This is a genomic window from Clostridium tagluense (genome assembly GCF_003865095.1).
GTDB lineage: Bacteria > Bacillota > Clostridia > Clostridiales > Clostridiaceae > Clostridium_AD > Clostridium_AD tagluense.
This window is the reverse complement of record NZ_BHYK01000002.1, coordinates 195,940-222,703: the sequence shown is the minus strand read 5'-3', so window position 1 is coordinate 222,703 and position 26,764 is coordinate 195,940. Positions and strand designations below refer to the sequence as shown.

The 26,764-nt window shown below is 33.0% G+C and carries 22 protein-coding genes and 1 tRNA gene; 4 read left to right on the top strand and 19 right to left on the bottom strand.

Annotated elements, in window-relative coordinates:
* Positions 1 to 17: 17 nt before the first annotated feature.
* The 5 genes from amrS to zwf all read right to left on the bottom strand — a co-directional run bounded on the left by amrS (position 18) and on the right by zwf (position 6,693).
* Positions 18 to 1,004 (bottom strand): AmmeMemoRadiSam system radical SAM enzyme, encoded by a 987-nt coding sequence (gene amrS / locus Ctaglu_RS02495; RefSeq protein ID WP_124997729.1) that lies wholly within the window; start codon positions 1,002 to 1,004, stop codon positions 18 to 20.
* 11 nt (positions 1,005 to 1,015) lie between these two features.
* The gene (gene amrA, locus Ctaglu_RS02490) at positions 1,016 to 2,416 is read right to left on the bottom strand and encodes an AmmeMemoRadiSam system protein A (protein WP_124997828.1); all 1,401 of its coding nucleotides are present in this window, start codon (positions 2,414 to 2,416) and stop codon (positions 1,016 to 1,018) included.
* A 222-nt stretch (positions 2,417 to 2,638) separates the two neighbouring features.
* Positions 2,639 to 4,411 (bottom strand): aminopeptidase P family protein, encoded by a 1,773-nt coding sequence (locus tag Ctaglu_RS02485; protein WP_124997727.1) that lies wholly within the window; start codon positions 4,409 to 4,411, stop codon positions 2,639 to 2,641.
* Between the two features lie 138 nt (positions 4,412 to 4,549).
* Positions 4,550 to 5,176: a cyclase family protein gene (locus Ctaglu_RS02480; RefSeq protein WP_124997725.1), complete on the bottom strand. Its 627-nt coding sequence runs from the start codon at positions 5,174 to 5,176 to the stop codon at positions 4,550 to 4,552.
* Between the two features lie 11 nt (positions 5,177 to 5,187).
* A complete protein-coding gene (zwf, locus tag Ctaglu_RS02475; protein WP_207669440.1) occupies positions 5,188 to 6,693 on the bottom strand; it encodes a glucose-6-phosphate dehydrogenase in 1,506 nt (501 codons plus the stop codon).
* A 372-nt stretch (positions 6,694 to 7,065) separates the two neighbouring features.
* Between zwf and Ctaglu_RS02470 the strand changes: the two genes are divergently transcribed.
* Positions 7,066 to 7,485: a LapA family protein gene (locus Ctaglu_RS02470; RefSeq protein WP_124997723.1), complete on the top strand. Its 420-nt coding sequence runs from the start codon at positions 7,066 to 7,068 to the stop codon at positions 7,483 to 7,485.
* A 74-nt stretch (positions 7,486 to 7,559) separates the two neighbouring features.
* On the opposite strand, the gene Ctaglu_RS02465 is transcribed toward Ctaglu_RS02470, so the two are convergent.
* From Ctaglu_RS02465 to Ctaglu_RS02410, 12 genes are all read right to left on the bottom strand, one after another.
* Positions 7,560 to 8,858: a hemolysin family protein gene (locus Ctaglu_RS02465; RefSeq protein ID WP_124997720.1), complete on the bottom strand. Its 1,299-nt coding sequence runs from the start codon at positions 8,856 to 8,858 to the stop codon at positions 7,560 to 7,562.
* Between the two features lie 257 nt (positions 8,859 to 9,115).
* On the bottom strand, positions 9,116 to 10,006 hold the full coding sequence (locus Ctaglu_RS02460; protein ID WP_124997718.1) for an AraC family transcriptional regulator: 891 nt from the start codon (positions 10,004 to 10,006) through the stop codon (positions 9,116 to 9,118).
* An 87-nt stretch (positions 10,007 to 10,093) separates the two neighbouring features.
* On the bottom strand, positions 10,094 to 10,867 hold the full coding sequence (locus Ctaglu_RS02455; RefSeq protein WP_124997716.1) for an MBL fold metallo-hydrolase: 774 nt from the start codon (positions 10,865 to 10,867) through the stop codon (positions 10,094 to 10,096).
* Between the two features lie 205 nt (positions 10,868 to 11,072).
* Positions 11,073 to 12,587, bottom strand: a complete 1,515-nt coding sequence (locus Ctaglu_RS02450) for an alanine/glycine:cation symporter family protein (RefSeq protein WP_124997715.1) — start codon at positions 12,585 to 12,587, stop codon at positions 11,073 to 11,075.
* 1,411 nt (positions 12,588 to 13,998) lie between these two features.
* Positions 13,999 to 14,985, bottom strand: a complete 987-nt coding sequence (locus tag Ctaglu_RS02445) for a GNAT family N-acetyltransferase (RefSeq protein ID WP_185732571.1) — start codon at positions 14,983 to 14,985, stop codon at positions 13,999 to 14,001.
* Positions 14,986 to 15,332: 347 nt separating this feature from the next.
* A tRNA-Ser gene (locus tag Ctaglu_RS02440) sits at positions 15,333 to 15,424 on the bottom strand.
* 106 nt (positions 15,425 to 15,530) lie between these two features.
* Positions 15,531 to 16,145 (bottom strand): DedA family protein, encoded by a 615-nt coding sequence (locus tag Ctaglu_RS02435; RefSeq protein WP_124997710.1) that lies wholly within the window; start codon positions 16,143 to 16,145, stop codon positions 15,531 to 15,533.
* Positions 16,138 to 16,521 carry a hypothetical protein gene (locus Ctaglu_RS02430; RefSeq protein WP_124997708.1) on the bottom strand — a complete coding sequence of 128 codons (384 nt, stop codon included), beginning with the start codon at positions 16,519 to 16,521 and terminating at the stop codon, positions 16,138 to 16,140. Before Ctaglu_RS02430 ends, Ctaglu_RS02435 begins: the two co-directional genes overlap by 8 nt.
* A gap of 202 nt (positions 16,522 to 16,723) precedes the next feature.
* Positions 16,724 to 18,811 carry a methyl-accepting chemotaxis protein gene (locus tag Ctaglu_RS02425; protein WP_124997706.1) on the bottom strand — a complete coding sequence of 696 codons (2,088 nt, stop codon included), beginning with the start codon at positions 18,809 to 18,811 and terminating at the stop codon, positions 16,724 to 16,726.
* 393 nt (positions 18,812 to 19,204) lie between these two features.
* Positions 19,205 to 19,471: a hypothetical protein gene (locus tag Ctaglu_RS02420; RefSeq protein ID WP_124997704.1), complete on the bottom strand. Its 267-nt coding sequence runs from the start codon at positions 19,469 to 19,471 to the stop codon at positions 19,205 to 19,207.
* Position 19,472: 1 nt separating this feature from the next.
* Positions 19,473 to 20,564: a DMT family transporter gene (locus Ctaglu_RS02415; protein ID WP_124997703.1), complete on the bottom strand. Its 1,092-nt coding sequence runs from the start codon at positions 20,562 to 20,564 to the stop codon at positions 19,473 to 19,475.
* Positions 20,565 to 21,047: 483 nt separating this feature from the next.
* Complete coding sequence (locus Ctaglu_RS02410) at positions 21,048 to 21,962, bottom strand: choline/ethanolamine kinase family protein (RefSeq protein WP_124997701.1); 915 nt, start codon at positions 21,960 to 21,962, stop codon at positions 21,048 to 21,050.
* 297 nt (positions 21,963 to 22,259) lie between these two features.
* Between Ctaglu_RS02410 and Ctaglu_RS02405 the strand changes: the two genes are divergently transcribed.
* The 3 genes from Ctaglu_RS02405 to Ctaglu_RS02395 all read left to right on the top strand — a co-directional run bounded on the left by Ctaglu_RS02405 (position 22,260) and on the right by Ctaglu_RS02395 (position 25,608).
* Complete coding sequence (locus Ctaglu_RS02405) at positions 22,260 to 23,399, top strand: 1-propanol dehydrogenase PduQ (protein ID WP_185732570.1); 1,140 nt, start codon at positions 22,260 to 22,262, stop codon at positions 23,397 to 23,399.
* Between the two features lie 242 nt (positions 23,400 to 23,641).
* On the top strand, positions 23,642 to 24,841 hold the full coding sequence (locus Ctaglu_RS02400) for a sensor histidine kinase (protein ID WP_124997697.1): 1,200 nt from the start codon (positions 23,642 to 23,644) through the stop codon (positions 24,839 to 24,841).
* Positions 24,838 to 25,608, top strand: a complete 771-nt coding sequence (locus Ctaglu_RS02395; RefSeq protein WP_124997695.1) for a response regulator transcription factor — start codon at positions 24,838 to 24,840, stop codon at positions 25,606 to 25,608. Before Ctaglu_RS02400 ends, Ctaglu_RS02395 begins: the two co-directional genes overlap by 4 nt.
* Before the next feature lie 154 nt (positions 25,609 to 25,762).
* On the opposite strand, the gene Ctaglu_RS02390 is transcribed toward Ctaglu_RS02395, so the two are convergent.
* On the bottom strand, positions 25,763 to 26,416 hold the full coding sequence (locus Ctaglu_RS02390; protein WP_124997692.1) for a heterodisulfide reductase-related iron-sulfur binding cluster: 654 nt from the start codon (positions 26,414 to 26,416) through the stop codon (positions 25,763 to 25,765).
* 162 nt (positions 26,417 to 26,578) lie between these two features.
* Positions 26,579 to 26,764: BMC domain-containing protein (locus Ctaglu_RS02385; protein ID WP_124997824.1), on the bottom strand; the 186-nt coding region annotated here is incomplete at its 5' end.

Below are 26,764 nucleotides of genomic sequence, written 5' to 3'. Positions count from 1 at the left end.
AGTGAGGTACAATATACTTAAAGTATAATATTTATTTTATAACCACATTTCGGACATATACTATGGCTAATATTAACATTAATATGATTTCTTTCTCTTTCAATAATCTTATAGTCGCACTTTGGACAATATGTGGAGTTATCAATATCCGCTATATTACCTAAATATACGTAGTTAAGATATTTCTTTGCTATATCCCTATCTTTAAACATTACCTCAACTTTTGTAGCAGGGTTATTCATCTTATAGTTTGGAAAATATCTTGATAAATGAAGTGGAATATCTTTATTTAATGAGGCAATAAATCCTGCAACTGCCTCAATTTCTTCTTCAGAATCATTTTCTTCATTTACCAGTAGAGTAGTTACCTCTACATGACACTGCTTGGATGCTATTTTAATAGTATCCATAACAGGTGTCACACTCCCTCCACATATATCCTTATAATACTTATTATTTAAAGCTTTTAAATCAATATTCATAGCATCCACATAGGGAAGAAGTATCTTTAGAGGTTCTTCTTTAATATAGCCATTTGTAACCACCACTATATTTATATCCTTAATGCTTTCTTTTAATAGTTTTGATGAATTGTATACATATTCATACCAAATAGAAGGTTCATTATATGTAAATGCTATCCCAATATTACCTTCCAGGCTTTTGCATATTTCCACTAATTTTTCTGGTGGTACATATTCGCTCTTTGCTCTCCCTTGGGAAATGGAGTAATTTTGGCAAAAACCACAGCTAAAATTGCACCCAAAGCTTCCTACAGAAAGTATGTTACTTCCTGGTTTAAAATGATATAGTGGTTTTTTTTCTATGGGATCTTGGGCCATAGAAGTTATTTCTCCATAATTTATCGTATAAAGTTTTCCTTTGCTATTTACCCGTACATTACATATGCCATGAGCGCCTGATGGAATATGGCAATTATGAGGGCAAAGTTTGCAACTAATTACATCTCCTTGTTTTTCATAAAACAAAGCTTCTTTTTCCATAATTACCACTCCTATTTATGCCTTATAACCTCAAACTTTTCTATAGAATATTTTTCATTTGGAGAAATTGATGCTTTATTTAATACTATACTTATCTGCTCCTCTATGGTATTAACACCGGCAAGATCTGGTAATAGTAGTCCACTCTTTCTACCACTTCTTACAATAATTCCGTATTTTTTAGGATCTAGTTCTTCTTTTAAAGCTGGTACAGGCTCCGTTAAAACATCTACGGAAAATACAATATCCTCAAGCTCTCCCTCCAATACGTGACTAAACCTTGGGTCCCCTTCTCCTGCTTCAATGGAATTTCGCATTATTTCACTTGCTACACTCTCTGTTACAGGAAAGATTGTACCTATACATCCCCTTAACTGCCCAAATTTTTTAAGAGACACAAATACCCCTCTTTTATTATTTATCATTTCCTCTGTTACATAGTTTGGCTGATCCATGAAATTACCCTCTATTAGATAATGAGTAAGACTTTCTCTGGCAAGCCTAACATAAACATCTTCCTTTTTTACTCTTTCCTTATATTTTTTTCTTTTTTCATTAGTAATTTCTGATAATATATCTCTATCACTGTTTTTAAGATCAAATTTCATTACCGCATAGCCCACTCCGAAGGTGCCTTCATAGGAAAGGAGTTCTCCCTTTATTTCATTACCTTCCATTGCTCCAATCATTATATAATAAGACCTTAAGCCACATTCACCAGCATTTTCAACCATTTCTGGATTTATATTAAATACTCCTGCTACATCACCCTTTGTTAATAGACTTATTATTTCGGCATCAAACACTTCTCCATAGGGATTATAATCATAAGGTCCTTCATCTTTAAGATGATGAGAAAGATCACCACTTCCAATAAACACAGCATTTTCATTACTCTCTTCTATTGCCTCTTTGATAAGTTTACCAAATTTATATAACTGCATAGGACTAAGTCCCCCATAGGTAATATGAACAAGCTTAAAAGACTTATATTTATCAACAACAAAATAAAGTGGAACTATGCTACCATGATCCAATTCATATTCTCTACCGTATTTTTTAAGAAAACTTGTGCTTACCTCTACCGTTGGAATATTATTTTCGCGTGCCTTAATCATAATCTTTCCTGTCAAATCCATGTCTATTTCAAAATTCATAGAAACTTTTGAAGCCCCAAATTGCTTTAAATTTCCTGAAATAGAACTTTCAAAAGAAAGAGCTATTGCATCTGAAAACATAGTTCCATGTGGCGTGACTACTATTATTACCTCTGGTTTTAACTCTGCTATTTCCCCTCCAATGCGCGCGCAAGCATCGTATGTGTTTTTTATCTTTTTTTCCTCTCCACGTCCCACCTCTGGAATTATTATAGGTGGATGTGGCATTGTATAAAAGGCTATTATCTTACCCATCATAATCACCGCTCCTATTAATTACTTTAAATTTCAGTTAAACAAATAACAATTCCCTAGGATAATCTATTTTAATATACCTAAATATTTTACCCACTACCTATACTTCATATCCATAAGACTTCTGTAATATTAGCTTTAAGTAAGTCACTTTATAATAAGAAAATAAAAAAGAGATGCCATTGCATCTCTTTAACCTTTGTTAATTTATTATTCTTATATTTATATTGCTACCGTTGCTTGCTTTAAGTACTCTAGTTCTTCGCCCTTTAAATAGGTAGAAAGTTTTTCAAATACAGTTTTATGATAATTATTTAGCCAAGTCTTTTCTTCAACTGTTAATAGTGAAACATCTATAGCTTCTAAGTCTATAGGGCATAGTGTTAAAGTCTCAAACTTCATAAATTGTCCACCATATAAAGTGTTTTCAATTTCCTCCACAACGACTAAATTTTCTATTCTTATACCATGCTTTCCTGCCTTATAAACTCCTGGTTCGTTGGATACTATCATTCCTTTTTCAAGTTTAACAGTATTCGGAGCCACGGATATTCTATGTGGACCTTCATGAACATTTAAGAAGAAACCTACTCCATGTCCTGTTCCATGTTTATAATCCATACCTGCATTCCAAAGTGGAATTCTAGCTATAATATCTAAATTTGAACCTGTAGTTCCATATAAAAATCTTTGCATAGTTAAGTTAATCATCCCTCTTAATACTAAGGTGAAATCTGTTTTTTCTTCGATAGTTAAGGGGCCTACAGCTAGCGTTCTTGTAATATCTGTTGTTCCATCCAAGTATTGAGCCCCTGAATCCAATAAGTAAAAACTCTCTTGCACAATAGTGGCCTGATCTTTTTGCGTAGCAGAGTAGTGAGGCATAGATGCATTTGCTCTGTAGGCTGAAATAGATGCAAAGCTTAAATCATAGTAATTTTCTCCTAAACTTCTTATTGCTTCAATTTTATCTGATGCTTCTATTTCTGTAATATTACGCGTCTTTATGGTTTTCTTTAGCCAGCTAATAAATTTAACCATAGCCACACCATCACGTACCATTGCATTTCTAGTGTTCTCAATTTGAATATCATTCTTTATAGCCTTAAATTTTGTAGTTATATCCATGGCCTCTATAACTTTAACCTTTATGGCGCTATATATCCAAGTACTAGTTCTTGCTGCGTCAAGTAATATTGTTCCCACTTTAATTTTCTCTAAAAATTCTCCTATACTATCATAAGGCATTATTTCTACATTAGCCTTTTCAAGTTCGGCACGAACAACAGAATCAATTTTTCTATCATCTATAAATAGATAATATTTTTCCTCTGAAAGCACTGCATAAGCTATAGTTAGTGGATTACATTTTACATCTCTTGCTCTAATGTTTAATAGCCATGCTATGTCATCAAGACCTGATATAACATAGTATTCTGCTCCCATAGTTTTCATTTCAAGAACTACCTTGGCAAGTTTTGATTCCCTTGACTCTCCTGCATAGGCTACATCATGCAAAACTACCTTACTACAAGGTCTTTGAGGTCTATTTTTCCATATTTTATCTATTAAATCTTCACTAACTTCATAGGAAAATTCATTACTTTCTAGAGATTTTTTAAGTCCTCTAAAATACTCAACTGAAATAACCTTGCCATCAAAAGCAATTTTTGCTCCCTTATTAAGGTTTTGTTTCAAAAATCCCTCAACAGTTGGAACTCCAGTCTCTCCCATTCTAAATAAGGTTACACCTGTATCTTTCAGCTGACTTTCTGCTTGTATGAAATATCTTCCATCTGTCCATAAACCTGCATCTGTTAAAGTTATAATTGCAGTTCCAGCAGAACCGGTGAATCCTGTTATAAATGTTCTAGCAGTATAGTGCTCTGCTACATATTCACTTTGATGTGGATCTGAACTAGGTACTATGTATGCCTCTATGCCTCTTTCTCTCATCTCATGCCTTAACTCTTCAATTCTTTCTTTTACGTTCATTACATTCACCCCATTAAATTGCAATCTTTACTTGCAAAATTTTGTATTGCAAGCGTTACTTGCAATGTCTTATGTTGCAAGCGTTTACTTGCAATGTTTTATATTACAGATATTATTATAACATGAAAGATATGGTTATTACATTAAGTTTTTTATTAAAACTACCCTAGCCGGAGCACCATCTACACCTTTTATTTTAAGTGGCAATGCACACATAAAATATTCATCCTCTTTTATTTCTTTTAGTCTAACACCCTCTATTATAGTTATTCCCCTATTGAAAAGAATCTTATGAGTTTCATGTTCTGGTTGAGCTCTCTCTATACCAAAGGAATCTATTGCTATTCCAATTATACCTTTTTCAGCTAGATACTCCGCTCCACTTTTTTCAACAAAGACAAAATTAGGTTCAAATTCTTCAGTGAATGAATTTCTAGTTTTTAGCAATAAGAATTCACCCTGTTGAATATTTTTATCCATAAGGTCCTCTTTTGTTATACCATCTACTATCTTTGTTAAGTCAATTACTCTACACTTTGTAATTAATTTATTTAAATCAATAGATTCAATGGTTTCACCCATATCATCTACATGATATGGGGCATCAATATGAGTTCCAGTATGCAAGTTCATATACATGCTGGATTCATTAATGCTATCCTTTGGAATTTTTCTTTCGAATTTAATTATAGGCCTTTTTTCCTCTATATTCTTGTACACTCCCATGGTTTTTTCAATAGTCATAGAAATATCATATATAATCATATTTTCTCTCCTTAATCAGACGCAGTATTCCACCACTGTCTGCCATCATTTTCAATTAAATCTATTGCTTCCTTAGGGCCCGATGTCCCTGCTGAATAATTAGGACATGTAGGTATATTATTCTCATATTGCTTTTCAATACTCTCAACAAATTGCCAAGAATATTGGAGTTCATCCCATCTAGTAAATAATGATGAGTTATTCCTAATTGCTTCAAGTATTAACCTTTCGTAAGCCTCAGGTGAATCATTTAAAGCCCTACAACTTTGACAATAATCTAGTTGAACCTTTTCCATTTTAAATTCACTACCAGGCTGTTTTGCATTTATCTGAAAGAAAAACCCCTCTTCTGGCTGAATTTTTAAAACTAAAAGATTATGAGAAATATTATCGAACTCCTTATAATAATTAATTCCAGGAAGTTTTTTAAACTGAATAACTATCTCAGTACTTTTATTATTCATCCTTTTTCCTGCTCTTATGTAGATGGGTACTCCTCCCCATCTAAAATTATCTATATAGGTCTTAAGTGCTATAAATGTATCCGTATTTGACGCTTTGGATACTCTATTTTCTTCTCTATAAGCAATCACTTTCGCATCTTCAATTTCTCCCGCACCGTATTGGCCACGAACAATGTTTTCTTTAAAAGTCTCCGCGGTGAAAGGTCTGAGTGAGCGTAATACCTTCACTTTTTCATCCCTTATAGATTCAGGTTCAAAGTCTATTGGAGGTTCCATTGCAATCATAGTTAGCATTTGTAATATATGATTTTGAAGCATATCTTTTAATATACCAGCATTCTCATAATATGCACCTCTACTCTCTACGCCCAAAAGTTCATTGGAGGTAATTTGAATATTATCTATATGATTTGCATTCCATAATGGTTCAAATAATGAGTTTCCAAATCTAATGGCCAATATATTTTGAATCATTTCTTTTCCCAAATAATGATCTATTCTAAATAAATCTTCTTCTGGTACAAGTTTTGATATATTATGATTTAATATCCTAGCTGTTTCAAGACTTGATCCAAAAGGCTTTTCAATCATTATTCGCTGCCAGCCAATAGCTCTTGACACCATACCATTATTTTTTAAATTTCTAATTATACCTTCAAAAAATTCTGGCGCAACGGCTAAATAATATAACCTTTTGCCACCTGTTAAATATCTTATCTCCATTTTTTCCAAAAACAAATCCAAATCCGCATAGCCTTGATTATCAGAAGTAAAATCAAAGTTTTTATAAAAAATTCTCTTACTGAATTTAAGCCATAAATAATCATTTAGTGAAAATCTAGAGAATTTTTCTACAGATGAACGCATTTCTTCTCTATATTCCTCATTTGTCTTTTCACGTCTTCCTATAGCTACAATTGTAAAATTTTCGGGCAGTTTTTCTTCGTACATCAAACTAAAAATAGCTGGAATAAGCTTTCTTTTTGTCAAATCACCAGTTCCACCAAAAATTACAAATATACTAGAAAGTTCTTTATCCATATTTGTCTCCATTAAAAGTGCCCCTTCCTAATATTCTTTTCTTAACACTGTATTTAGTAAGCTTTAATCATATGATTAATATAACATAAACTAATGAATATTAGCAAATATAAATTGTCCATTATCTTATTAATTTCAATTTTATTTAATTTATATTCTACCGTAATAAAATTCATAGGATTATTAAAAATATAATATTAACATCTCCAATTGAGAACTTTATCTTAGTAAATTAATAATATTCCATTTTTATCATTATTGCAATTTTCTACAGATATTTTGCTGTTTTTAGCTAAAATAAGGAAAATAATAGGATATCCTATTCACAAACAAAGTAATATGCTATAATTTAATGAATTTAGTAAATAAAGGAGGTCATTTTCTATGAGATTTGGTTTTATAATTTCTTTGCTTTTTGCTATTTTAGTAGCCTTATTCGGAATCCAAAATTCTTCAGTAATATCTATTAATTTCTTTTTCACAAAATTTAATATCTCCTTGGCTCTTATAATTTTTGTCTCTGCAATTACAGGTGCTATAATTGTTACTTTATTAGGGCTACAAAAAGAAATCACCCTAAGGCGTGGTAATAAAAGACTAACAAAAAAAGCTAAAAATTTTGAAATTCAAAATGAAACTTTTAAAAATAAAATAGAAACCCTGGAAACTCAAATAGTAACTTTAGAAACTACAATAGCTTTAAACGCTAAAAGTAACATACTCAATGATGAAATAAATACGCAAAATATTGAAATTAAACATCTTAATAATATTTCTTCAAATAAAACTGATACTTTAACGTAAGGTAATTAAACATAATGAGCATTAGTAGCTATTTTTGTAGCCACTAATGCTCATTTAAATTCTTCCAAACAATACTACTCTTCTACAGATGATTTTTTAATTAGCACTTTGCTTATTCTTTTACTGTCACATTCCAATATGATAAACTCATAATCCTCATATAAAATTTTATCATTAACTTGTGGGTATGACTTTAACTGTGAATAAATCCAACCTCCAATGGTATCAATATTTTCAACTTCAAAGTCTTTATCTAACAGTTCAATGATATCTTCAATAAGAACTTTTCCATCTACAAGATAATTACCATCTTCAGTTTTAATAATCTCGTTTCCTTCTTCATCAAACTCATCTTGAATTTCCCCAACAATTTCTTCTAAAATATCCTGGATAGTTACTAATCCAAATGTTCCCCCATATTCATCAATAATTATAGCCATTTGTACCTTTTGTTTCTTAAATACTTTTAATAATTCACTTATTGACAATGATTCTGGAACAAATTTAATCTCACGAATAATGTCTTCTATATTTTGATTATTACCCTGAATTTTCTGCTTATATAAATCCTTGATGTGTACAAAACCAATAATATTATCTTTATTATCCCTGCAGATTGGATATCTAGTATGCTGTTCATCTAAAGCAGATGCTATAATATCCTCAAAAGAATCCTCAATGTAAATACATGCCATATCAGTGCGAGGTATCATTATTTCTTTTACGGTTTTCTCAGTAAAATCAAATATATTATCTATAAAGGTTAATTCAGTTTTATCTATTAATCCATGATTATAGCTCTCTTCAACCAATAATTTTATTTCCTCATCAGTATGCGCTGCTTCATGTTCATCTATAAGGGTCACACCAAAAGCCTTTAAAACTATACTAGTACTATGATTAAAAGCCCACATTATAGGATAAGTTACGTTATAAAACATTATGAGTGGCAGTGCGGTGTACATCGCTATCTTTTCTGCACTTATAATTGCCAATGATTTAGGAACTAACTCTCCTAGTACAATATGAAAGCCCGTTATAATTGAAAACCCCAAGATAAATGAAATTGAGTGTACAGCACTTTCTTGCAAATGAAACAAATTAAATATCGGAGTTAGCATATCTGCAACAGCAGGTTCTCCTATCCATCCGAGTCCGAGCGATGCTAAAGTTATTCCTAGCTGACATGCAGATAAGTATGAATTTAAATTATTAACAACCTTTGAAGTATATTTTGCATTTCTAGCTCCTTCAAGTACTAAAGTTTCTATTCTAGATTTTCTAACTTTTACCATAGCAAATTCCGTAGCAACGAAAAAACCATTCATAAATACAAGCAAAAATACAATAAGAATATTTATAAAAATAATCAATTTTGATAGCCCCTTCCAAGACAGTACATATGTTTTTTTATTATCATAACATACTTTTCTAATTTATATAATATCAGATTTAATATTGATTCATTTAATGAGGACTCGCTTAAATTGATTGCTAGGACATGTAATGGTAAAAAGCATGAAGATAACAAAAAAATACCGGCAAAAGTGTTTACCCTCGAAAACAAACACTTGCTACCAGTACCTCAGTTATTTGAATATAAATGAGTATTACCATTATCATACAGTTTTTATTCCATTTTCTTTTTTCTATATTCAGATGCTGAATATCCCATGTGCTTTCGAAACATTCTACCAAAATGAGTTATATCGTTAAAACCCACTCTATAGGCTATTTCTGATACAGATAACATAGTATCTCTTAACATTATAGCAGCCATCTTAACTCTTAATCTAATTAAATATCCCATAACAGACATCCCAGTAGACCTAGTAAATCTATCTGTAAGTGTTGTTCTGTTAATATGAAATTCTTCTGTTAACTCTTCAATAGAAATTTTTCTTTCATAATGTGTATGCAAATATAAAATAATTTCATTAATTTCATCTGAACACTTTATCATTTCAAATTTAGTGGTATTTTCCATATCAGTATATATATACTGAATCAAAAATAGAATCTCTAAAAAGAAAGATCTACTGCGACATCTCCAAAAATTATTATTTAATAATGTTAATTCCGCTTCTAAAGAATCAAATAATTTTGCTATTCGATTAGCAGTTGCAGGCCCAACTTCAAACTGTCCAAAACTCAACTCTTCCCTATAAACAAATGGTAACATAGAACAATAATCACGGTATTCTGATTCAGATATATCTGCCTCTAAATTATTCATTTTTTCTAAGGTTAAAACATTATTTACCAAGGTAGGACTAAAATAAATTGCTCTTGCACTTAAATTACTACACTTATCAAGATTAATCCTATCATTAGCATTTAAGCAAAAAATTGTAGGTGCTGTAAAGACAATAGTGTTTTCATTAACACTTACAATTCCTCCCCCTTTTTCAACAAGGATTAACCTAAACATAAAATAATTTTCTGAAGAAAATGGCTCCTTAGTTTCAATATATACTGGTAACTTTATCTCCCTGCTCTCATCAATGGTGAATAATTCCATAATTAAAAACTCCAATCATCTAGAACTCAATTACTAATTACTATATTCTAGGTGATTGGAAATTAACCTTTAACTTTGTAATTTTTTTTACTTATTGAAGTTTAATACAACTATTTTTTTCTCCTTTGATTTTGTTATTTCTGATTTGTTAAAAGTAAAGGTGTCTACTTTAACTACTTGCCAATTATTCATTTTCTCTATAAAGTTATCTACCTTTGATAATTTTCCAAATTCAGGAACAAGCACTTCCGTTTGATAATGCATTGGTATAACAACCTTAGGATTTAATTGACTAACAACTTTAGCAGCTACTTCCCCATCTATTGTATATAATCCTCCTACTGGAATCATTAATATATCTACTTTGCCAATACTTTCAATTTGCTCCTTTGATAATTCATGTCCTAAATCACCTAAATGACATAGGTTTACTCCATCAATATTATAGGTATATACTGTATTCTCACCTCTTTGAGATCCACTTTCAGTATCATGATATGTCTTTGTCCCTTTAATTTTTATACCATTAATTTTAAATTTTCCTCTTTCTCTTATCGCTGTAAAATTGCTTTTAATGGATTCTAAATAATTATGATCAAAATGATCATGACTAACAGTGGCTATTTCAGCATATAACTCTTGAACCTTATATCCAATACCATCTCCAAAAGGATCTGTTACAATTCTAGTTCCTTTCCCATTAGTAATTGTAAAAGAAGCATGCCCATTCCATTTAATAGAAGAAGATTTTTTTTCTAAAGGACTATTTATGTCTCCTGCAAATGCTACCCCACTCATCATGAAAATAGTTAATATAAAGCTTAAAACGTATACATACCCTCTCTTATAATTTTTTTTCATTTTAACTCCTCCTTTACTTAAGCCCTTGGCTTTACTTTATAATTTTATTTTATCAATGATTTACCATTTAAAACATAGAGTATCTACAATGATTATCTGCGTATTGTCAATAAATATAATAAGTTGCAATACAATGGATACATAGAAATAGAAGCAGGAAGCCCTAATAATTTAGAGTCCCCTGCTTCTATTTGATATTTAATTATTAACTATCAGTTTTTTTCTTACCTTCTGTTGCTGCCTTATAAGCCTCCAGCTCTTTTGCGTAAGTCTTTGGAATTATAGTCTCCCATAACTCAGCACCCTTAATACCTAAATTTGATGGTATAAATACAGGGTCAATGCCAAGCTTCTTTTGAGCTTCATAGTCCTTAAGTGTAGCAATCCCTGGCTTATATAGTAATAATATTGCAATTACATTAAACCAAGCCATGGCACCAACACCTGCTGAACCGAAGTTCCACATCATATCTGCTTGTGCTATAGCACCAACAAATACACCAGCAGCTAGTATAGCTCTGAAGACGTTAAGAGTTATCTTATAAGCCTTAACATTTTTGCTGTCCTTAAATAGATAACCTACGTTGGAGTCTGTATAGAATGCATATGCAAAAACAGTTGTAAGAGTGAAGAAGAATAACGCTATTGCAACGAAAGCTCCACCGAATCCAGGAATAAATGAACTTACAGCTGTTTGTGTAAAGTTACCCTTGTCTATTCCAGGAACTAGTTCAGTTATAAATCCACCGCTAGCAGATATAACGTTATATGAACCTGTTACAAGGATCATTATAGCTGTTGCAGTACATACGAATAATGTGTCAACATACACTGAGAAGGCTTGAACAAGACCTTGCTTCGCTGGGTGTGAAACTTCAGCCGCACCTGCAGCTTGAGCTCCAGTACCTTGCCCTGCTTCGTTGGAGAATATCCCTCTCTTAACACCCCATGCTACTGCGCTACCAAAAACACCACCAAATATAGCATTAGCACCGAATGCTGAGCTAAATATCAAACCGAATACATCACCTATTTTTGAGAAATTAACACCAAGAATTACTAGTGCTAATAGGATGTAAGCTATAGCCATAAATGGAACTACAAATTCAGCAGTTTTTGCAATTCTCTTACCACCGCCAAAAATTACTGCTACAGTTATTACTGTATAAACTATGCCCCAAACCAACGGTGATACAGGAAATGCTGTACCAGCAGCTACAACGAATGAGTTGGATTGTATACCTGGAAGCAATACTCCACAGGCAAGAATTGCAAGTATAGCAAATGCCCTACCAAAGAACTTGCTGTGTAACCCTTTTTCGATATAGTATGCAGGACCACCACGATACTCACCGTGAACCTCTTCCTTCCATACCTGAGCTAAAGATGATTCGATGAAAGCTGAACCTGCACCCAAGAATGCGATTGCCCACATCCAGAAAACCGCACCAGGACCACCAAAGTAAATTGCACTAGCAACACCAGTGATGTTACCAGTACCAACACGTCCTCCCAAAGCCATTGCAAAACCTTGGAAAGAAGATACTCCAGTTTCTGAGCTTTTACCACCAATTAATTGACCAACCATGTCTTTTATTAGTCTTACTTGTGGGAATTTCATAATAACCGAAAAGAAAATACCAGCACCGATACATAGGAAAATAATTACTTTTCCCCAGAAGAAGTTGTCTAAACTACTTGATAGTTTTAATAAATCCATAATGTCCCCCTTTGTATAAATATTTTCAGGTTAAAATAACATAAACCAATGTTATCACTTTTTTCGTCATATTTCAATGTTTTTTTGCAAGATTATTCTTTATTTCATTCTATTATTACAATTTTCCATTAAATATGTCATTATATTTAAATCTAATTAAAGTTTAACTTTATCAATAAACTTTCCCTTCTAGAGTGTTTTTATAATAAATAAAAAAAAAGAATGGTATGAATAAAACATTCAAAACCCATTCATTGTATTTATTATTGCGAATATTGCGAATATTTATCTATAATACGGTCCACCGTGCAATATTCTATTTTTTTCATCTCCTAGCTCATTCTCCCTCTTCTTAGTTGTGTTTTGTTTGTTTAAGCTATTAATGACCTTTCTATCTAATACTCTATCACTTGGAGTTCACTTCAAGTCAATGTCTTTTTAAAAAAAATTTGCAAAGTACCCTAAAAAATAGTACCTTCACAATTTTCTAAAATTACGTAAGAGTTGTAACTACCCCAAATTGATTTAATAATGGTTTCCTATCTGAACTATGTCGAGCGGTTCTTACACCTCTGATTTTGATTTTGATTTTGTTTTTGTTTTTGTTTTGTTTACCTTAATACGGGAAAGATAGGAGTGTTTAACTGAAACTCCCACACATAATTGAATGGGGTTCTTGAATACTAAATAACTTCTTTTATACTCTCATTTATAATAAAAACTATAAATTACAACATATAAAAACTAATTATTTTCTTCAAGAATTTCACTATCAAGCATCACAATTGACACATTAACGATAGTATATGGCTCGTTTCAAAACCTAAGTATATTATATCGTACTAAAATAACCATGTCTAATGGTATATTTTAGTAGCGCTATCCATCCCACACCTTAAAAGAGTGGGCTTTACGCACAAATTCTTTGTAATCATGAACAAAATAAAGGATATTTTAATCGGCATAGTTGTAAGTACGTTCGTACTAATAATATATAGTTTTTACACAAGAAAAACCATATATACACTAATGAATACGATATTGTTGTTAATACCACTGTTTCTATGGTTTATGTCTATGCAACAGTCATTAATATACCACTATCACAAATATGATACTTTGGTTAGTATTCTAGGTTTTTCTATTACTTTGGTTTCATTTTTACAACTTATTTATAGGAAAGTGAAAATAAAGGTTAAGACCTAATGTTCTTAAATGTAGCAGCGACCCCTTTCGTCAAATAGTGAAAGGGGGTCACTTATACCCATATCACTTATATAATATTTACTATAAAAGTTTTTTTAATTACTCGCTAATAAATATTATTAATCCTTGTAAAAACAACGTCCCATTTAAGTTTGCAACATAGAATTTCATTGCATTGATGACTGTCACCATAATGGAGCATTGGCTATTTGTATAAAACATGTATAGTCTCTAAATAGTTAAATTTATATCCAACCCATTTACTAATATTAATGGCAGGTTTGTTTTCAGGATGATGGCTTACAAGCACTCTATCAAAAGCAACATTTTCAAATAACCCTTTATACATAGATGCATAAAGCAATTTTCCTAAGTTTCTCCCTCTATAGGATCTTTTAACTCCAATCATAAATTGGTAAGGAAAACGAGGGTCATTATTATTTACAGATACATTTGATTTAGCTATCATTTCATTACTTGAATTGAAAATCATATAGCAATTATGAGTGATATTTCTTTTCTTAAAAGAATCATTGATTTGTCTTTGTTTTTCAGGGGTTATAATATATTCAACATAACCATCTTCCTTTGAATCTGTCATATCAGCCATAGTTTCCATAAATAAATCACAATATTGTTTAATATACTCCTCTGAAATAATATCAGTATATTTAATAGAAAGATCGTGATTTTTTGTTTCATATTCTTTTATAGATTTATTAAGCATGTCTATATCGATGTCTTCTTTTTTCAAAGTATAATAGTTACCTCTTAAACTTACCTTGCTAGTATATCTTTCTATTAACCTTTCTAATTCATTATTATACGTAACTACTGCAAGTTCACCATGTTGATCTAACTTATCTTCAATTAATTGATTTATAGATTTAAGCATAGCTTCATCAATAATTGAATCAGAGAAAGAGATACTTAATTTATATTGTTCTTTTCCACTCCAATCAGCAGACTTAGTGTAATTTAATATTCCACATATTAAAGAATCCTTCTCAAGTATAAATAGCTCATTATCAATTCCAATAAAGGTTGATAAAAATAAATCTTTATAGTTATTAGTGTCCTTAAACCGATCTAAAAGGTTATATTTTTTTACTATATTCTTATTGATTAAATATAAATTTTCAATTTCATTTGTTGTCAAATTATTAGGATCGATTTTATAAATTTTGTACATTACTTTGCCCCCCATTTTTTTGTGTTTTGCTTAATTAACAAACATTATAACATTTTTTATATACTTATATATTACAAGTATATACTTATTAACGAATATATTTAAGAGTCTACGTTATACCCGTTACGGTGAACCGTACCACAAATGACGTGGGCTTTTTCATTATCATAATCTACATTTATTTTTTTTGTTTTGAAAGCAATCTTTTTGATATTGGAAAAGTATATTTTCGTCTACTTTCGTTTAACCTTCCCTATTTTGTCGTGAAAGGGGCGCCACAATACCCATTTCCACTAATAAATCCTATTAAAAAAAGGCTCTAGCATAATTGCTAAAGCCTTTTATATTGGCGGAGAGAGAGAGATTCGAACTCTCGGAACGGTATAACCCGTTCGCCTGTTTTCGAGGCAGGTACCTTCGACCACTCGGACATCTCTCCATATAATAAGTTACCTTTTACAGTATAACATATTTAAATTTTATTTAAAGTATATTTTTTAAATTATAGCTAAGGATATCCATTTTGAAAACAAGAACCATAATGACTAGTGTTTACTTTTCTTGTTTCTAATTGCTTTAATAAAAAAGTATAGAGCAATAATTAAAATTGCTATGTAAGTTATGAATTGCCCAAATCCTGTTACTATAGGAATTATAGTTTCAAATGAATCCCCAAACCAATATCCTAGTCCCAAGTATATACAAGTCCAAAACAATTCGCCTAAAGCGACAAACAAACTAAATGTCCAGAATTTATATCGCGAAAGACCTGCTGTAGCATTTATAAAAGGTCCCATAGCTGATATTATAAATCTGCTAAAAAAAACTGAGCTTCTTCCGTGTTTACTTAAATAATTTTTAGCTTTAAATATTTTGGGTTGAATGTAGAATTTTATTTTAGAATGCCTATTTAAAACTTTATCCCCAATAAATCTCCACATAATATAAGCAATATTATCCCCAACCCATGAAAAAAACCAAATTTCTAGCAAAAGACTCACCGCATTAAATTCACCAGCATAAGCGAACGCTCCAGATGCCATTACAAGTAAGGATGCTCCTGTTGGAATTCCTATACACTGAAGTACAATGATAATACTCAAAAACCAAATGTTATAGTTTCGAAAACATTCTATTAGTAAATTACTAAATTCACTCATGTTTTTTACCTTCTATATCTCTATTACCTTGTATGTTTTTATCGTTTTCTATTATTTTCTTTAAATTATCCTTCATATCTTTTAAAGGCTTATTATATTTTTTGCCCAAGTCTTTGATATATAAATTTTCATCACCCTTCTGCGGAACAATCTCAAGAGTTTTAAAGATTCTTTCTTCACTTATATTATATTTTTTAGACATTTTTTTTACTGTTATCCATTTATGAGTACTCATATCTCCAATTTGTCTACTTGCTTTGGTAGGTAAGTCAATATTTTTAAATTCCAAATGTAGTACCGTAAACCGTCTTATTATTATAAATGTAGTTATAATAATTAAAACTGATAATAAAGCCGTTTTTACATCTTTTCCCATCAAATCCCCTCGCTCTAATAATACTGTATTATATATATAATAATAGAATATACCACTAGATTCAATAAATGATAACTAAGTCGTTAATATTGCAACACTGCAGGTGATGATTTAACCTTAAGGTTATAATAACCATAAATTATAAATAAGTAGATTGGTATTCCGGGTTACCTTATGAACGTAGCAAACTTACTAACATATTTTACAAAGTAAATTTACCTACAATTTTATCTAATACAACTACTAATTCTTTTAATTGTTCTACGGTTTCTGATACAGTTTTAATTGCAACTTCTTCTTGTTCCATACTTGCGGCTACTTCCTGCGTTGATGCTGCAGCTTGTTCGGTTATTGCAGTTATTCCTTTAATAGCGCGAACTATATCCTCTTTTCCACTATCTACGGTATTGATGCTCGATGCTATGCTTTGTATTTTTGACTTTGTATTATATATTGCCTCCCCGATGACCTCAAAGGCATCTGTAGATGTTACCATTACAAAATTTGCTTCTTTAACAGTATTTTTAGCTTCATCCATATTGCATTTTCCTAAACTTATTTCATCTTGAATTTGTTTTACTATGTTATCTATTTCATGTGTAGATGTGGCTGTTTTTTCTGCAAGCTTTCTAATTTCCTCTGCTACCACTGCAAACCCTTTCCCGCTCTCGCCTGCCCTTGCTGATTCAATTGCCGCATTTAAAGCTAATAGATTTGTCTGACTTGCAATAGCTTGAATGGTACTTATAATTTCCCCTATCAAGCTTGATTTATTTGATAATCCATCTATATTACTCGCAACCTTTTCAGTGGCTTGTACATTTAATCCGAGCTTTACATTAAGTTCTTTAATCGCTTTACTACCCTTCTCTTGCATTTTTTCCATTTCTATTGAATATTCTTTAAGACTAGTAATGCTAAACACAACTTCGTCTATCTCACCGGCAAGTACATTTAATTTATATGAACCATCCTGAGCCTGTCTTGCTTGGTTAACAGCTCCCCTAGCTAACGCTTCAACAGTTTGCGCCACAACAGTAATAGAAGATGTTGTTTCCTCCGCGCTTACAGAAATAGTATTTGAATATTGTAATACATCAGCAGAATCCTTCTTTAGTTCATCAATAACCTTTATTAATTCTTCCCTTAGTTTCATTAAGCTATTTGCCATAACACCTATTTCATCTTTGCTTGATAGCATTTGATTAAGATTCTTGTCATTATAGGTTAAGTCCAGCTTAGCTAATTTACCTATAAAACTTGTTGCAACTTCTATTGGTCTAGATATTCTTCTTCCAATAAATAATGCAATAATTATTGAAATTATAATTCCTAGAGCTATAATTAAAATAATAAGACCTATTAAATTTTTTAAATTTTTGAACACTTCCGAGCTAGGAACTTTCACTCCCATAATTTGGCCATTATTCAAAGTGTAATAACCCATCATCTGTTTACGTCCTTCAAAGGTTGTCTCTAACGCCATTGATTTCTTATTACTTAATTCAGCAGTTATAAATTTATATTTTCCATTTTCTAAGGTATCTAATTTATCAGTAGCTTTTTTGCTTACATCAACTATAAAACTATAATCCTTATCTAACAAAAATGCAGAACCTGTGTCATATATCTTTGTATTTAAAATCATCTTTCTCAAACTTTCAAAAGAAATATCAATACCTACAACTCCAACTAATTCATTATTAGCATATACAGGCATGGTATAGGATATCATATTTATCTTACTTATTGAGTCTATATAAGATTTTGACCATACTCCTAGTTTAGCCTTAATTGGGCTGTAATACCAATCCATATCCACATTGCTTTCCTTAAAGTCATCTAAACTCTCATCATCAATAGCCATCTCGCTTTGTTTTTTCTGCTCGTCATATTCATAAAATACCTCGTAAATTTTACTTCCATCTGTAAATTTAGAATCAAAAGTCATATACATCCCTACAAGCCCATTATTGCTATCCCCTAAACTCTTCATTAAACGACTTAACTGTTTTTCATATGTATTCATGTAGCTTGGGTCTTTAACCTTAGAAACTTCTATTGTGCCTAAAACTAGTCCAGATAACTCCTTTACAGTGTTTTCTACCTTTGTAGTTTGTATTGTATATTCATTTCCTTTACTAGAAGCTATGTCTAATAGTTTCTCTGTGGCTTCATGTTTAATTATGCTTGTGGATTTAAAAATACTTGTAATTCCCACAATTGCTGATACTAAAATTGAACAACTCACTATTGCAATAACTATTTTAGTGCTAATTCTATTTTTCACTAAAATCCCCTCCTTAAAATAATTAAATTATCCTTTGAATATAGTTCGACAAAATACAATGCTTGATTATATTACGTGTTTCAAACTACCCTTACAAAATAATGTAAAAGAATAAAACCATTTCGCCGATATAGTTCTATGGATAAAAATATACGGAGAGGGAATGATTCTATGTCATGTAAAAATTATACTACATCGGAGGATAAAAATGAAATAAAAATTTTAGCGAAATCAATAAAAAAAAAGGAATTTATAGGTAAAATTAGCGAATCATAAATTAAGCTAGTAATAGAGGTTGAAAATCTAGCATTAGAATTTACATACGTTGAACTAAAAAGAGCTAGGGGCAAATTGGTTTTATATCCAATTTGCCCCTAGCTCTTTACCTGATTATTAGTCTTTAATGTATTTATTAATTGTAGCTGCGCCTTCTTCGTTTGCATGATAGTAAACTCTTAAGACATCCGCCTTATCCATATTAAATCTCGTTTCTTCAAGAAGACCATTAGCTTCAGCTGTCATTAAAGCTGCGATTACATCATCTCTATTAAACGCTTTGAAATTAGCATATTCGCCTTTTAAAGCTTCAATAACGTCTTCAGCGCAAGCTTCTTTAACTTTTGTGAAATGTTTTAAAATAGCATAGTTAAGAGCTTTCATACTAATTTACCTCCTTTTTTCTAAGCAAGTCCATTGGATTCATAGAGATTACTAAGATACCAACCATCATTAATACAGCAGCCATCCAAGCGATAGGAGGTAACGACCAACCTTTCATACCGCTAAATACGCCAAGTATAATCCAGCAACAGAACGGTCCCCAGAATGAGTATGTACCATTACACGCCATACCGAGAGCGGCACCACACATACTGTTACCCCTATACCAACTCATATACGAAACGAATGCGCAAAGACCACTTACAGCAAACCAAATCATAGCAGGACCACTTGTAAACGCCTGAACAACAAGGCCATTTGAAATCTTAACGCCACCTGCCATTATACCAAAAATAGGAATTAAAATAATTAAGTTTGAAAGACCTGATATTGTCTGACGGATAGTAATACCAATCTCAGAGTCAATCATAGATGTACCGTAACCAGCTACGCAACCCTCAAAGCCCCAACCAAGAGCAGCTATGAAAGCAATACAAACACCCAGGAACCTACCTTTTGGTGCATCTCCACCAATACTTGTGCTACCAATCATAAAACTAGCAAGAACACAAATACCAATGCCTACCATCATACGCTTGTTTAATTTTTGTTTGAATAATATTTTACCTAAAATAGCACCAATAGCTGGACAAAGGGCAGTAATAGGAATAACTATTGAACCAGCCATCTGAAGTCCAACAACATAAGCTGTGCTGGAAATAGGACCTCCTATAAGAGCCGCTAAGATCATCACTCGACCTGGAGTAGTATTAATACATCTAAAGAAATCTCCAAGTTTACCTTTAACCCCTGCATAAAGTAATGCCCAAACAGCACTACAAGTATCATTTACCGCACTACCAAGTGCACCTAGTAAATATGTAATAACAAAAGCTGATAAACCGGCCGTGTTAGTACCATACCACTCACCCCAAACCCCCTTAGACATACCTAATGTCAAAAATGCTGAATAAAATCCATACATAAGACCTGAGAATAAAGCGATTGATATACCCTTTTTGTAAAATTGTGATGATAGCTTCTTTTTAGCAGCAATTGCCGATGCACTAACTGTTCCTGTCACTTCGCTCATAAACAAAACCCCCTTCTTCTAAATATTTTTAGTATATTATGATTAAATTGTAATTTATAATTTATAATGACCCCTTTTCTTAACACAGTCATTAGAAATTTCTTGCAGAGTTTTATGCAACTTTAATCTCCTTAAAATTTAACCTTACTTAGGGGGAATTTAGAAACCGTTTTCCCTAACAACGAATGCCGGCCCCAGCTTACACGCCCCCTACTAATATAACTTAATAAGAGATTTTTTCATGGCATAAAGTGCAATTTTTTACTGCATTATATCCGCCAGTTTTTTGAAGTTTTTGTACTATCGTTACTTTATTGCACTAATAGTTTAAATCAAGCCATCATAAGAGAAAATTATGGTTTATTTACCATAAAAACACCCCCTAAATTGAATGGACACAACTCTTTTTTAGTTGTGTCCATTCAATTTAGGGGGTGCACTTCAAACATCAAAAACGCTTACTCTACCAACCGTTATGGCTTCCTAATTCTTTACCATATCGGCAATAGAGCAATCTCCTGAAACCGTAATTGCCTTGACATTCTTCTGAAAGCGTTCATATCTCGCACAGCAGTAGTCAAGAAAATCGTCGCCACTGTAGTGTCTAATCATGGCCCATACCATCCAAAGCAAATCCTGCGCTACCATGTAGCATTTTATTTTTAATATTTCTCCTGGCGTCAGAAATTGGCCATAGTAGTCCAAAAGAAAATATTGAATTGCCTCTTCGGTAAGTCTAGATTCAAGGATATAAGCCGCCACATCCCAGCTTGGATCATTCATTCCAGAATATTCCCAATCTACAAGGTAAGTTCTGCCATTTTCATCCACAACAAAGTTTTCAGGCACTGTGTCATTATGACAAGGTACAGAAATTGTATTTTTAATATTTTTTTCCATAAAATCAACCAATTCTTTTTTAAGTGCAGCGTAGTCAAAGAAAAAACCGCCGTTAAGGTCTTGGATAATCTGTTCATATTTATTAAGCTCCGTTTGCCAATCAAAGGAATTAGGAAAATGCTTTGGGCTGGAGTGGGTTTTTTTCAGCAGACCAGAAACAGCTCTCAAGTTCGCAATGCAGCATGGATCAATAAGGGCAATATTTTTGCTGTTCTTAATGCATACGCTGATTTTAATACCGCTTTCATCATCAAAATAAACACACTCGCAATTCAGACCAAACTCCGAGGCCATGCGATTGTTGATCTTTTCAATTTTTCGGTCGATCATCTTATTGGTCATGCCACCCGGTTGCCGTACAACATATTCAGTTCCCTTGATATTCATAAAGTAGTTGTAATTGGTAAGTCCGCCCGCAAAACGGGATTTATCGAATATAATGCTATCGTCATTAAAGACGAGACGCAGTTTTTTTTGTACTAATTCTTCCATTTCCATTAATAATCCCACCACACATATATTAATTTATTATTTTATAAATATTGAATATATTATTATTATAGCACATTTCTATATCAAAAAAGAAGAAATGAAAAAATCACAGCTTTAAAGTAGCCATTGTTCAAGAAAAGCAATATTGTACAATGTTTCCTTTTAACTGGATACAATAGTGCTAAAACTATATATTGAATCTGCAATAAACTAATTGTTTTGTATGCTATCATATATTATCAGTCATTTTAGTTACTGGAAATAAGTCTTACTGTAGTAGCAAAGATATAGGAGGTAAAAATCATGGAAGACACGTTTAAACTGAAATCCAAGGTTTATTTTAATAAGCAATCCATACAGGTTTTAGAACAAATTACTGGCTCCCGAGCATTTATTGTCTCGGATTCCATAATGGAAAAGTTAGGATATCTTCAAAATGTCGTAGATTACCTAAGCAAGGCGGGAATAAGCTCCGTTGTTTTTTCAGGGGTGCGCCCTGATCCGGATGTCAATGTAATTGCAGAGGGGCTTAAGTTATACGAAGAAAGTGATGCAGATGTACTAGTTGCAATGGGCGGAGGCTCTGCCATTGATACTGCCAAGGGAATTCTGTATTTTTCCTGGAAGCTTAAAAGCGCAGCTGGTGGTGAAATGAAAAAACCGCTGTTTATTGCAATTCCCTCCACAAGTGGAACGGGCTCAGAAGTAACGGACTTTGCCGTTATTACTTCCGGTAAGGAAAAGGTATGCATAGTAGATGAGTTTATCGCACCAGATATCGCCATACTTGACTCTACCTGTATTCAGCATGTTCCACAGCGTGTGGTTGTGGATACTGGCATAGATGTCCTGGTTCATGCCATCGAAGCCTATGTTTCCACAAACGCAACTGACTTTACAGACGCTCTTGCAGAAAAAGCAGTAAAACTGATCTTCGAGAACATTGAGAAGCTTTACAAGGACGTGAAGGATTCCGATGCGAGAGATCGTGTTCAAAACGCTTCCTGCATGGCAGGAATGGCATTTACAAATTCGAATCTTGGCATAAATCACAGTTTAGCCCACGCAATTGGAGCTACTTTTCACATTGCTCACGGTCGATCCAATGCGCTCCTGCTTAATGCGGTGATGGAATATAACGCCGACTTAAGGGGAAGTGCCAACGGTTATGCTACCGAAAGGTATGCAAAACTAGCAATGGTTCTGCAGCTTCCAGCCAGAACGCACCGTGAAGGCGCTGTGAATTTCATTCAGGCTGTAGGTAGACTAAAAAAAGCTCTGGGGGTCGAAGATAATCTTCGTGCGCTTGGAGTTGATCAAAGTGAGTTTGAAAAATCGCTTTCGCATATGGCCGAAACAGCCATGCTCGATCGTTGTACACCAACTAATCCAAGGCAGCCTTCTAAGGAAGATCTTATTAATATCTATCAAAAATGCTATTAATAAGTTTCCAAAATCATAAAGAATGAAATAGAATAAAAAAAGGCTAAAACCTGAGTTTTAGCCTCTTTTTTTGACGAAATTCGTCGAAAAAACATATCGCTGATTGTTTACTTTTATACTATTGTACATTATAATAATTAATAAGCCATAATCAGATTCGAAAGAGACTTTTAAGCCCATAGAACTTCAACATTTTTTTCTTTTGAATATAAATTACATGGCAGAAAAGGAGTGCTATAAGCATGAATAAAACTAATAATCTGCTGAAAAAATTAATAGCCTCCAATATTTTATATACCCGCTACATGAGTATTTTATCTCTCTCAGATCTCTCCCTATTTTTAGTAGATACAAATGGAGATATTTTGTTTGAGTTTATTCCATCCCCGGATTTTTGTACCTATATATGCCAGGAAAATAAAGGTGGGGTATGCCCAGACTACAAATGCCGCCTAAAGCCCAGCGGTGAGGATAGATTTGTCTGCCGATACGGGCTTGAAAACATTCTCTTTCCCATAAAGGTGCAGGATAAAATTGTGGGTTATATAGGCGGTGTACAAACATATTTGGAGGGTAATGAATATCAAAAACTCATGATTGATGTCCAGTCCCTCCAAAGGGATAAAACTCCTGAATTGGAGTTTATAGCCAAATCAATTCTCTCGCTGAAAACCGTGGAATCAAATAAAATTAAAGTACATGAGCAATTGTGTGGCCACATTGCCAAAAATATTTCTCTTGACTTATCCGAAAGCGTCAGTCATGCCGATCTAGATGCGGTAAGGCTGTCCATTGAAAAGGACATACTGGAGAAAAAGATCATCGATTTAGAAGCTAAAAACATGTCCCTGATGGTGAATCCCCATTTTTTGTTTAATACCTTGAACTGTATCGCCCGCATTGCATATTTTGAGCATTCTAAAACGGAGGAACTTATCTATTGCCTTTCCGATTTACTGCGGTACAATTTAAAACAAGATGACCAGCTTCACACCATTGGTGCCGAAATTGACAACATTAAGAAATATCTGTATATCCAGAAGGTAAGATTTAAAAATCGTCTGGTATATGACAGCGATATCCCTGAGAATATTAAGTCTTACAGAATCCCCAACATGGTTATCCAACCTATTGTTGAAAATGCTCTTATCCACGGTATCACTCCAAAGCGGGACGGAGGTAAAATCAGTATTTATGCTGAAGAATATAAAAACGAAATCGTTATTTCCATTATGGATAATGGAAACGGTTTTCCAAAGGATGTTTTGCAGAACATACAACAGTCTGAAAATAAATCAGGTCTAGGGTTCTGGAATACAGACAAACGTCTAAAACGATATTACGGAGAACAATACGGACTTACAATAGTAAAATCTGACTATAGCGGAAGTACCGTTACCATAACTATTCCTACCCACCCTATTGGGGGTGTATCGCTATGATTGTAGTCTTAATTGTGGAAGATGAAATGCTTGAACAAGAGTTCCTCAAAACAGTTGTACTGGAGGATCTTTCCACCGAAGATAGGCTACTGACCTGCGAAAGCGGGGTTCAGGCCGTCAAACTAGCAAAGCAGTATCGACCGAACATTATCATAATGGATGTAATGATTCCTGAAATGGATGGTCTGAGTGCCATTGCGGAGATCAGAAAATTTCTGCCTAACGTGTGTATCACCGTTTTGTCCGCCTACTCCGACTTTCCCTATGCACAGAAAGCTATTAGACTTAGGGTTTTCGAATACCAATTAAAGCCCATCAAGCCCAACGCCTTCAAACATATTTTTCACAAAATGCTGGACTCGGTAGCCGAATCTCCTGTGCTAGTGGAGGCTGTGCCTGAGGAAAAAAGCACAGAGCCCAAGGAATACCTTCATAACTTTATCGAAGAATCCATAAAATATATTAAAGAGCATTTCAGAGAAAGATTGACTTTAGAAATAGTTGCATCTAAGGCGTTTATGAATCCCAAATATTTCAGCCATGTTTTTAAAAAAGAAATGGGTGTTGCATTTACAGAATATGTAATTAATTTAAAAATTCAATATGCTTGCAGGTTGCTCGAGACAACTAATTATCCCGCTTACCGGATTTCAATTGAATGTGGCTTCTCGGATCCGTCTTACTTTAACAGAGTATTCTGTGCGAAAATGAACATGACTCCCAATAAGTATAGAAAACATATATGTGCGTCAAAACCGTCGGATTAAACTTGCGGTGTTAATATATTTAAAATCCACAACCAAGGTTTGTATAGGCCTTAGTTGTGGATTTTAAACATATTTTTTAAACTGTGCTACACTTTAGTATATTTATGTCTACCTCATGCATTCCAGTCACATATCTTTACAATTATTTAAATTTTTAATGTGCCTCAATAAAGGCTTCCATTTGTTTGTGCCAACTCTGAGTTTCATAATTATCTGTTAGTGTATCTTCTCTAAACAACAAATCAATAATAAATCGTGGTTTTTTTCCCCCAATGTACATGGATTTGATGCAGGAAACACAAGAGACCACAACTTCCTCACAAGGCATTTGCTGTGCACGTTTTTTCATCAGCTCATTGACTTGTTCTACAGGTAGCTTTCCATAAAAATGGTCCCCACAACAAATTGCTTTGGACCCTGCTAATTTAGGCTCAATAACTTTTATATTCATTCTCGCTAACAATTTACGAATGGCGTTCAGGTATCTTTCCTCTTTGCGACTGTAACAAGTATCTTGTATAGCCATTTCTACGCCTTTATAGTCAGGGAAATTGAAAGTCACACTATCAGCCAGTACCTCCCAAAATAATACCGCTCTGATTCCTTCATATAATTCTCTATAACTTTTGTCACAAGCTGAACATACAGTAATTACTCGTGTACCTTGATCCAATTTAGGATCGTGAAAGCAGCAAGTCAAAAGTGTGGGCATCTCGCCAAACTCTGAGACTATAATCATTTTAAGTTTATCTACAAGCTTCGGTTTGTATAACATCAAAGTGCAGCCTGGTGCAAATACTTGATTCATAATTTTGCCCTCCTTTAGTGTTGACTTATGTCGGTAGTTTGGAAAGCCGCATTTTAGTTTTAACAAAAAAATTAGGGCTGTTACACCCTAAATATTTTTTAGTTGTGCAACAGCCCTACATTTAATAATCAACCATTATTTGTTTAAATGGCAACATGCAATCTATTTTGCTTCTTCTTCTATCTTTAGAGTTTTAGGAAGAATAGCTTCAACTTCAGCATGTGGACGAGGGATAACATGAACAGAAATCAATTCTCCAACACGTTGTGCAGCAGCCGCTCCTGCATCAGTTGCTGCCTTTACAGCACCAACGTCACCTCTTACCATTACTGTTACTAGACCACCACC

What these genes read in the sequence shown, in the direction of transcription:
- Ctaglu_RS02455 (WP_124997716.1), bottom strand. Translation starts at nt 10,867, where the DNA reads ATGAAAAAAAATTATAAGAGAGGGTATGTATACGTTTTAAGCTTTATA.
- amrS (WP_124997729.1), bottom strand. Translation starts at nt 1,004, where the DNA reads ATGGAAAAAGAAGCTTTGTTTTATGAAAAACAAGGAGATGTAATTAGT.
- Ctaglu_RS02390 (WP_124997692.1), bottom strand. Translation starts at nt 26,416, where the DNA reads ATGAATCAAGTATTTGCACCAGGCTGCACTTTGATGTTATACAAACCG.
- Ctaglu_RS02450 (WP_124997715.1), bottom strand. Translation starts at nt 12,587, where the DNA reads ATGGATTTATTAAAACTATCAAGTAGTTTAGACAACTTCTTCTGGGGA.
- amrA (WP_124997828.1), bottom strand. Translation starts at nt 2,416, where the DNA reads ATGGGTAAGATAATAGCCTTTTATACAATGCCACATCCACCTATAATA.
- Ctaglu_RS02460 (WP_124997718.1), bottom strand. Translation starts at nt 10,006, where the DNA reads ATGGAATTATTCACCATTGATGAGAGCAGGGAGATAAAGTTACCAGTA.
- zwf (WP_207669440.1), bottom strand. Translation starts at nt 6,693, where the DNA reads ATGGAGACAAATATGGATAAAGAACTTTCTAGTATATTTGTAATTTTT.
- Ctaglu_RS02480 (WP_124997725.1), bottom strand. Translation starts at nt 5,176, where the DNA reads ATGATTATATATGATATTTCTATGACTATTGAAAAAACCATGGGAGTG.
- Ctaglu_RS02485 (WP_124997727.1), bottom strand. Translation starts at nt 4,411, where the DNA reads ATGAACGTAAAAGAAAGAATTGAAGAGTTAAGGCATGAGATGAGAGAA.
- Ctaglu_RS02400 (WP_124997697.1), top strand. Translation starts at nt 23,642, where the DNA reads ATGAATAAAACTAATAATCTGCTGAAAAAATTAATAGCCTCCAATATT.
- Ctaglu_RS02395 (WP_124997695.1), top strand. Translation starts at nt 24,838, where the DNA reads ATGATTGTAGTCTTAATTGTGGAAGATGAAATGCTTGAACAAGAGTTC.
- Ctaglu_RS02410 (WP_124997701.1), bottom strand. Translation starts at nt 21,962, where the DNA reads ATGGAAATGGAAGAATTAGTACAAAAAAAACTGCGTCTCGTCTTTAAT.
- Ctaglu_RS02415 (WP_124997703.1), bottom strand. Translation starts at nt 20,564, where the DNA reads ATGAGCGAAGTGACAGGAACAGTTAGTGCATCGGCAATTGCTGCTAAA.
- Ctaglu_RS02405 (WP_185732570.1), top strand. Translation starts at nt 22,260, where the DNA reads ATGGAAGACACGTTTAAACTGAAATCCAAGGTTTATTTTAATAAGCAA.
- Ctaglu_RS02470 (WP_124997723.1), top strand. Translation starts at nt 7,066, where the DNA reads ATGAGATTTGGTTTTATAATTTCTTTGCTTTTTGCTATTTTAGTAGCC.
- Ctaglu_RS02445 (WP_185732571.1), bottom strand. Translation starts at nt 14,985, where the DNA reads ATGTACAAAATTTATAAAATCGATCCTAATAATTTGACAACAAATGAA.
- Ctaglu_RS02420 (WP_124997704.1), bottom strand. Translation starts at nt 19,471, where the DNA reads ATGAAAGCTCTTAACTATGCTATTTTAAAACATTTCACAAAAGTTAAA.
- Ctaglu_RS02430 (WP_124997708.1), bottom strand. Translation starts at nt 16,521, where the DNA reads ATGGGAAAAGATGTAAAAACGGCTTTATTATCAGTTTTAATTATTATA.
- Ctaglu_RS02435 (WP_124997710.1), bottom strand. Translation starts at nt 16,145, where the DNA reads ATGAGTGAATTTAGTAATTTACTAATAGAATGTTTTCGAAACTATAAC.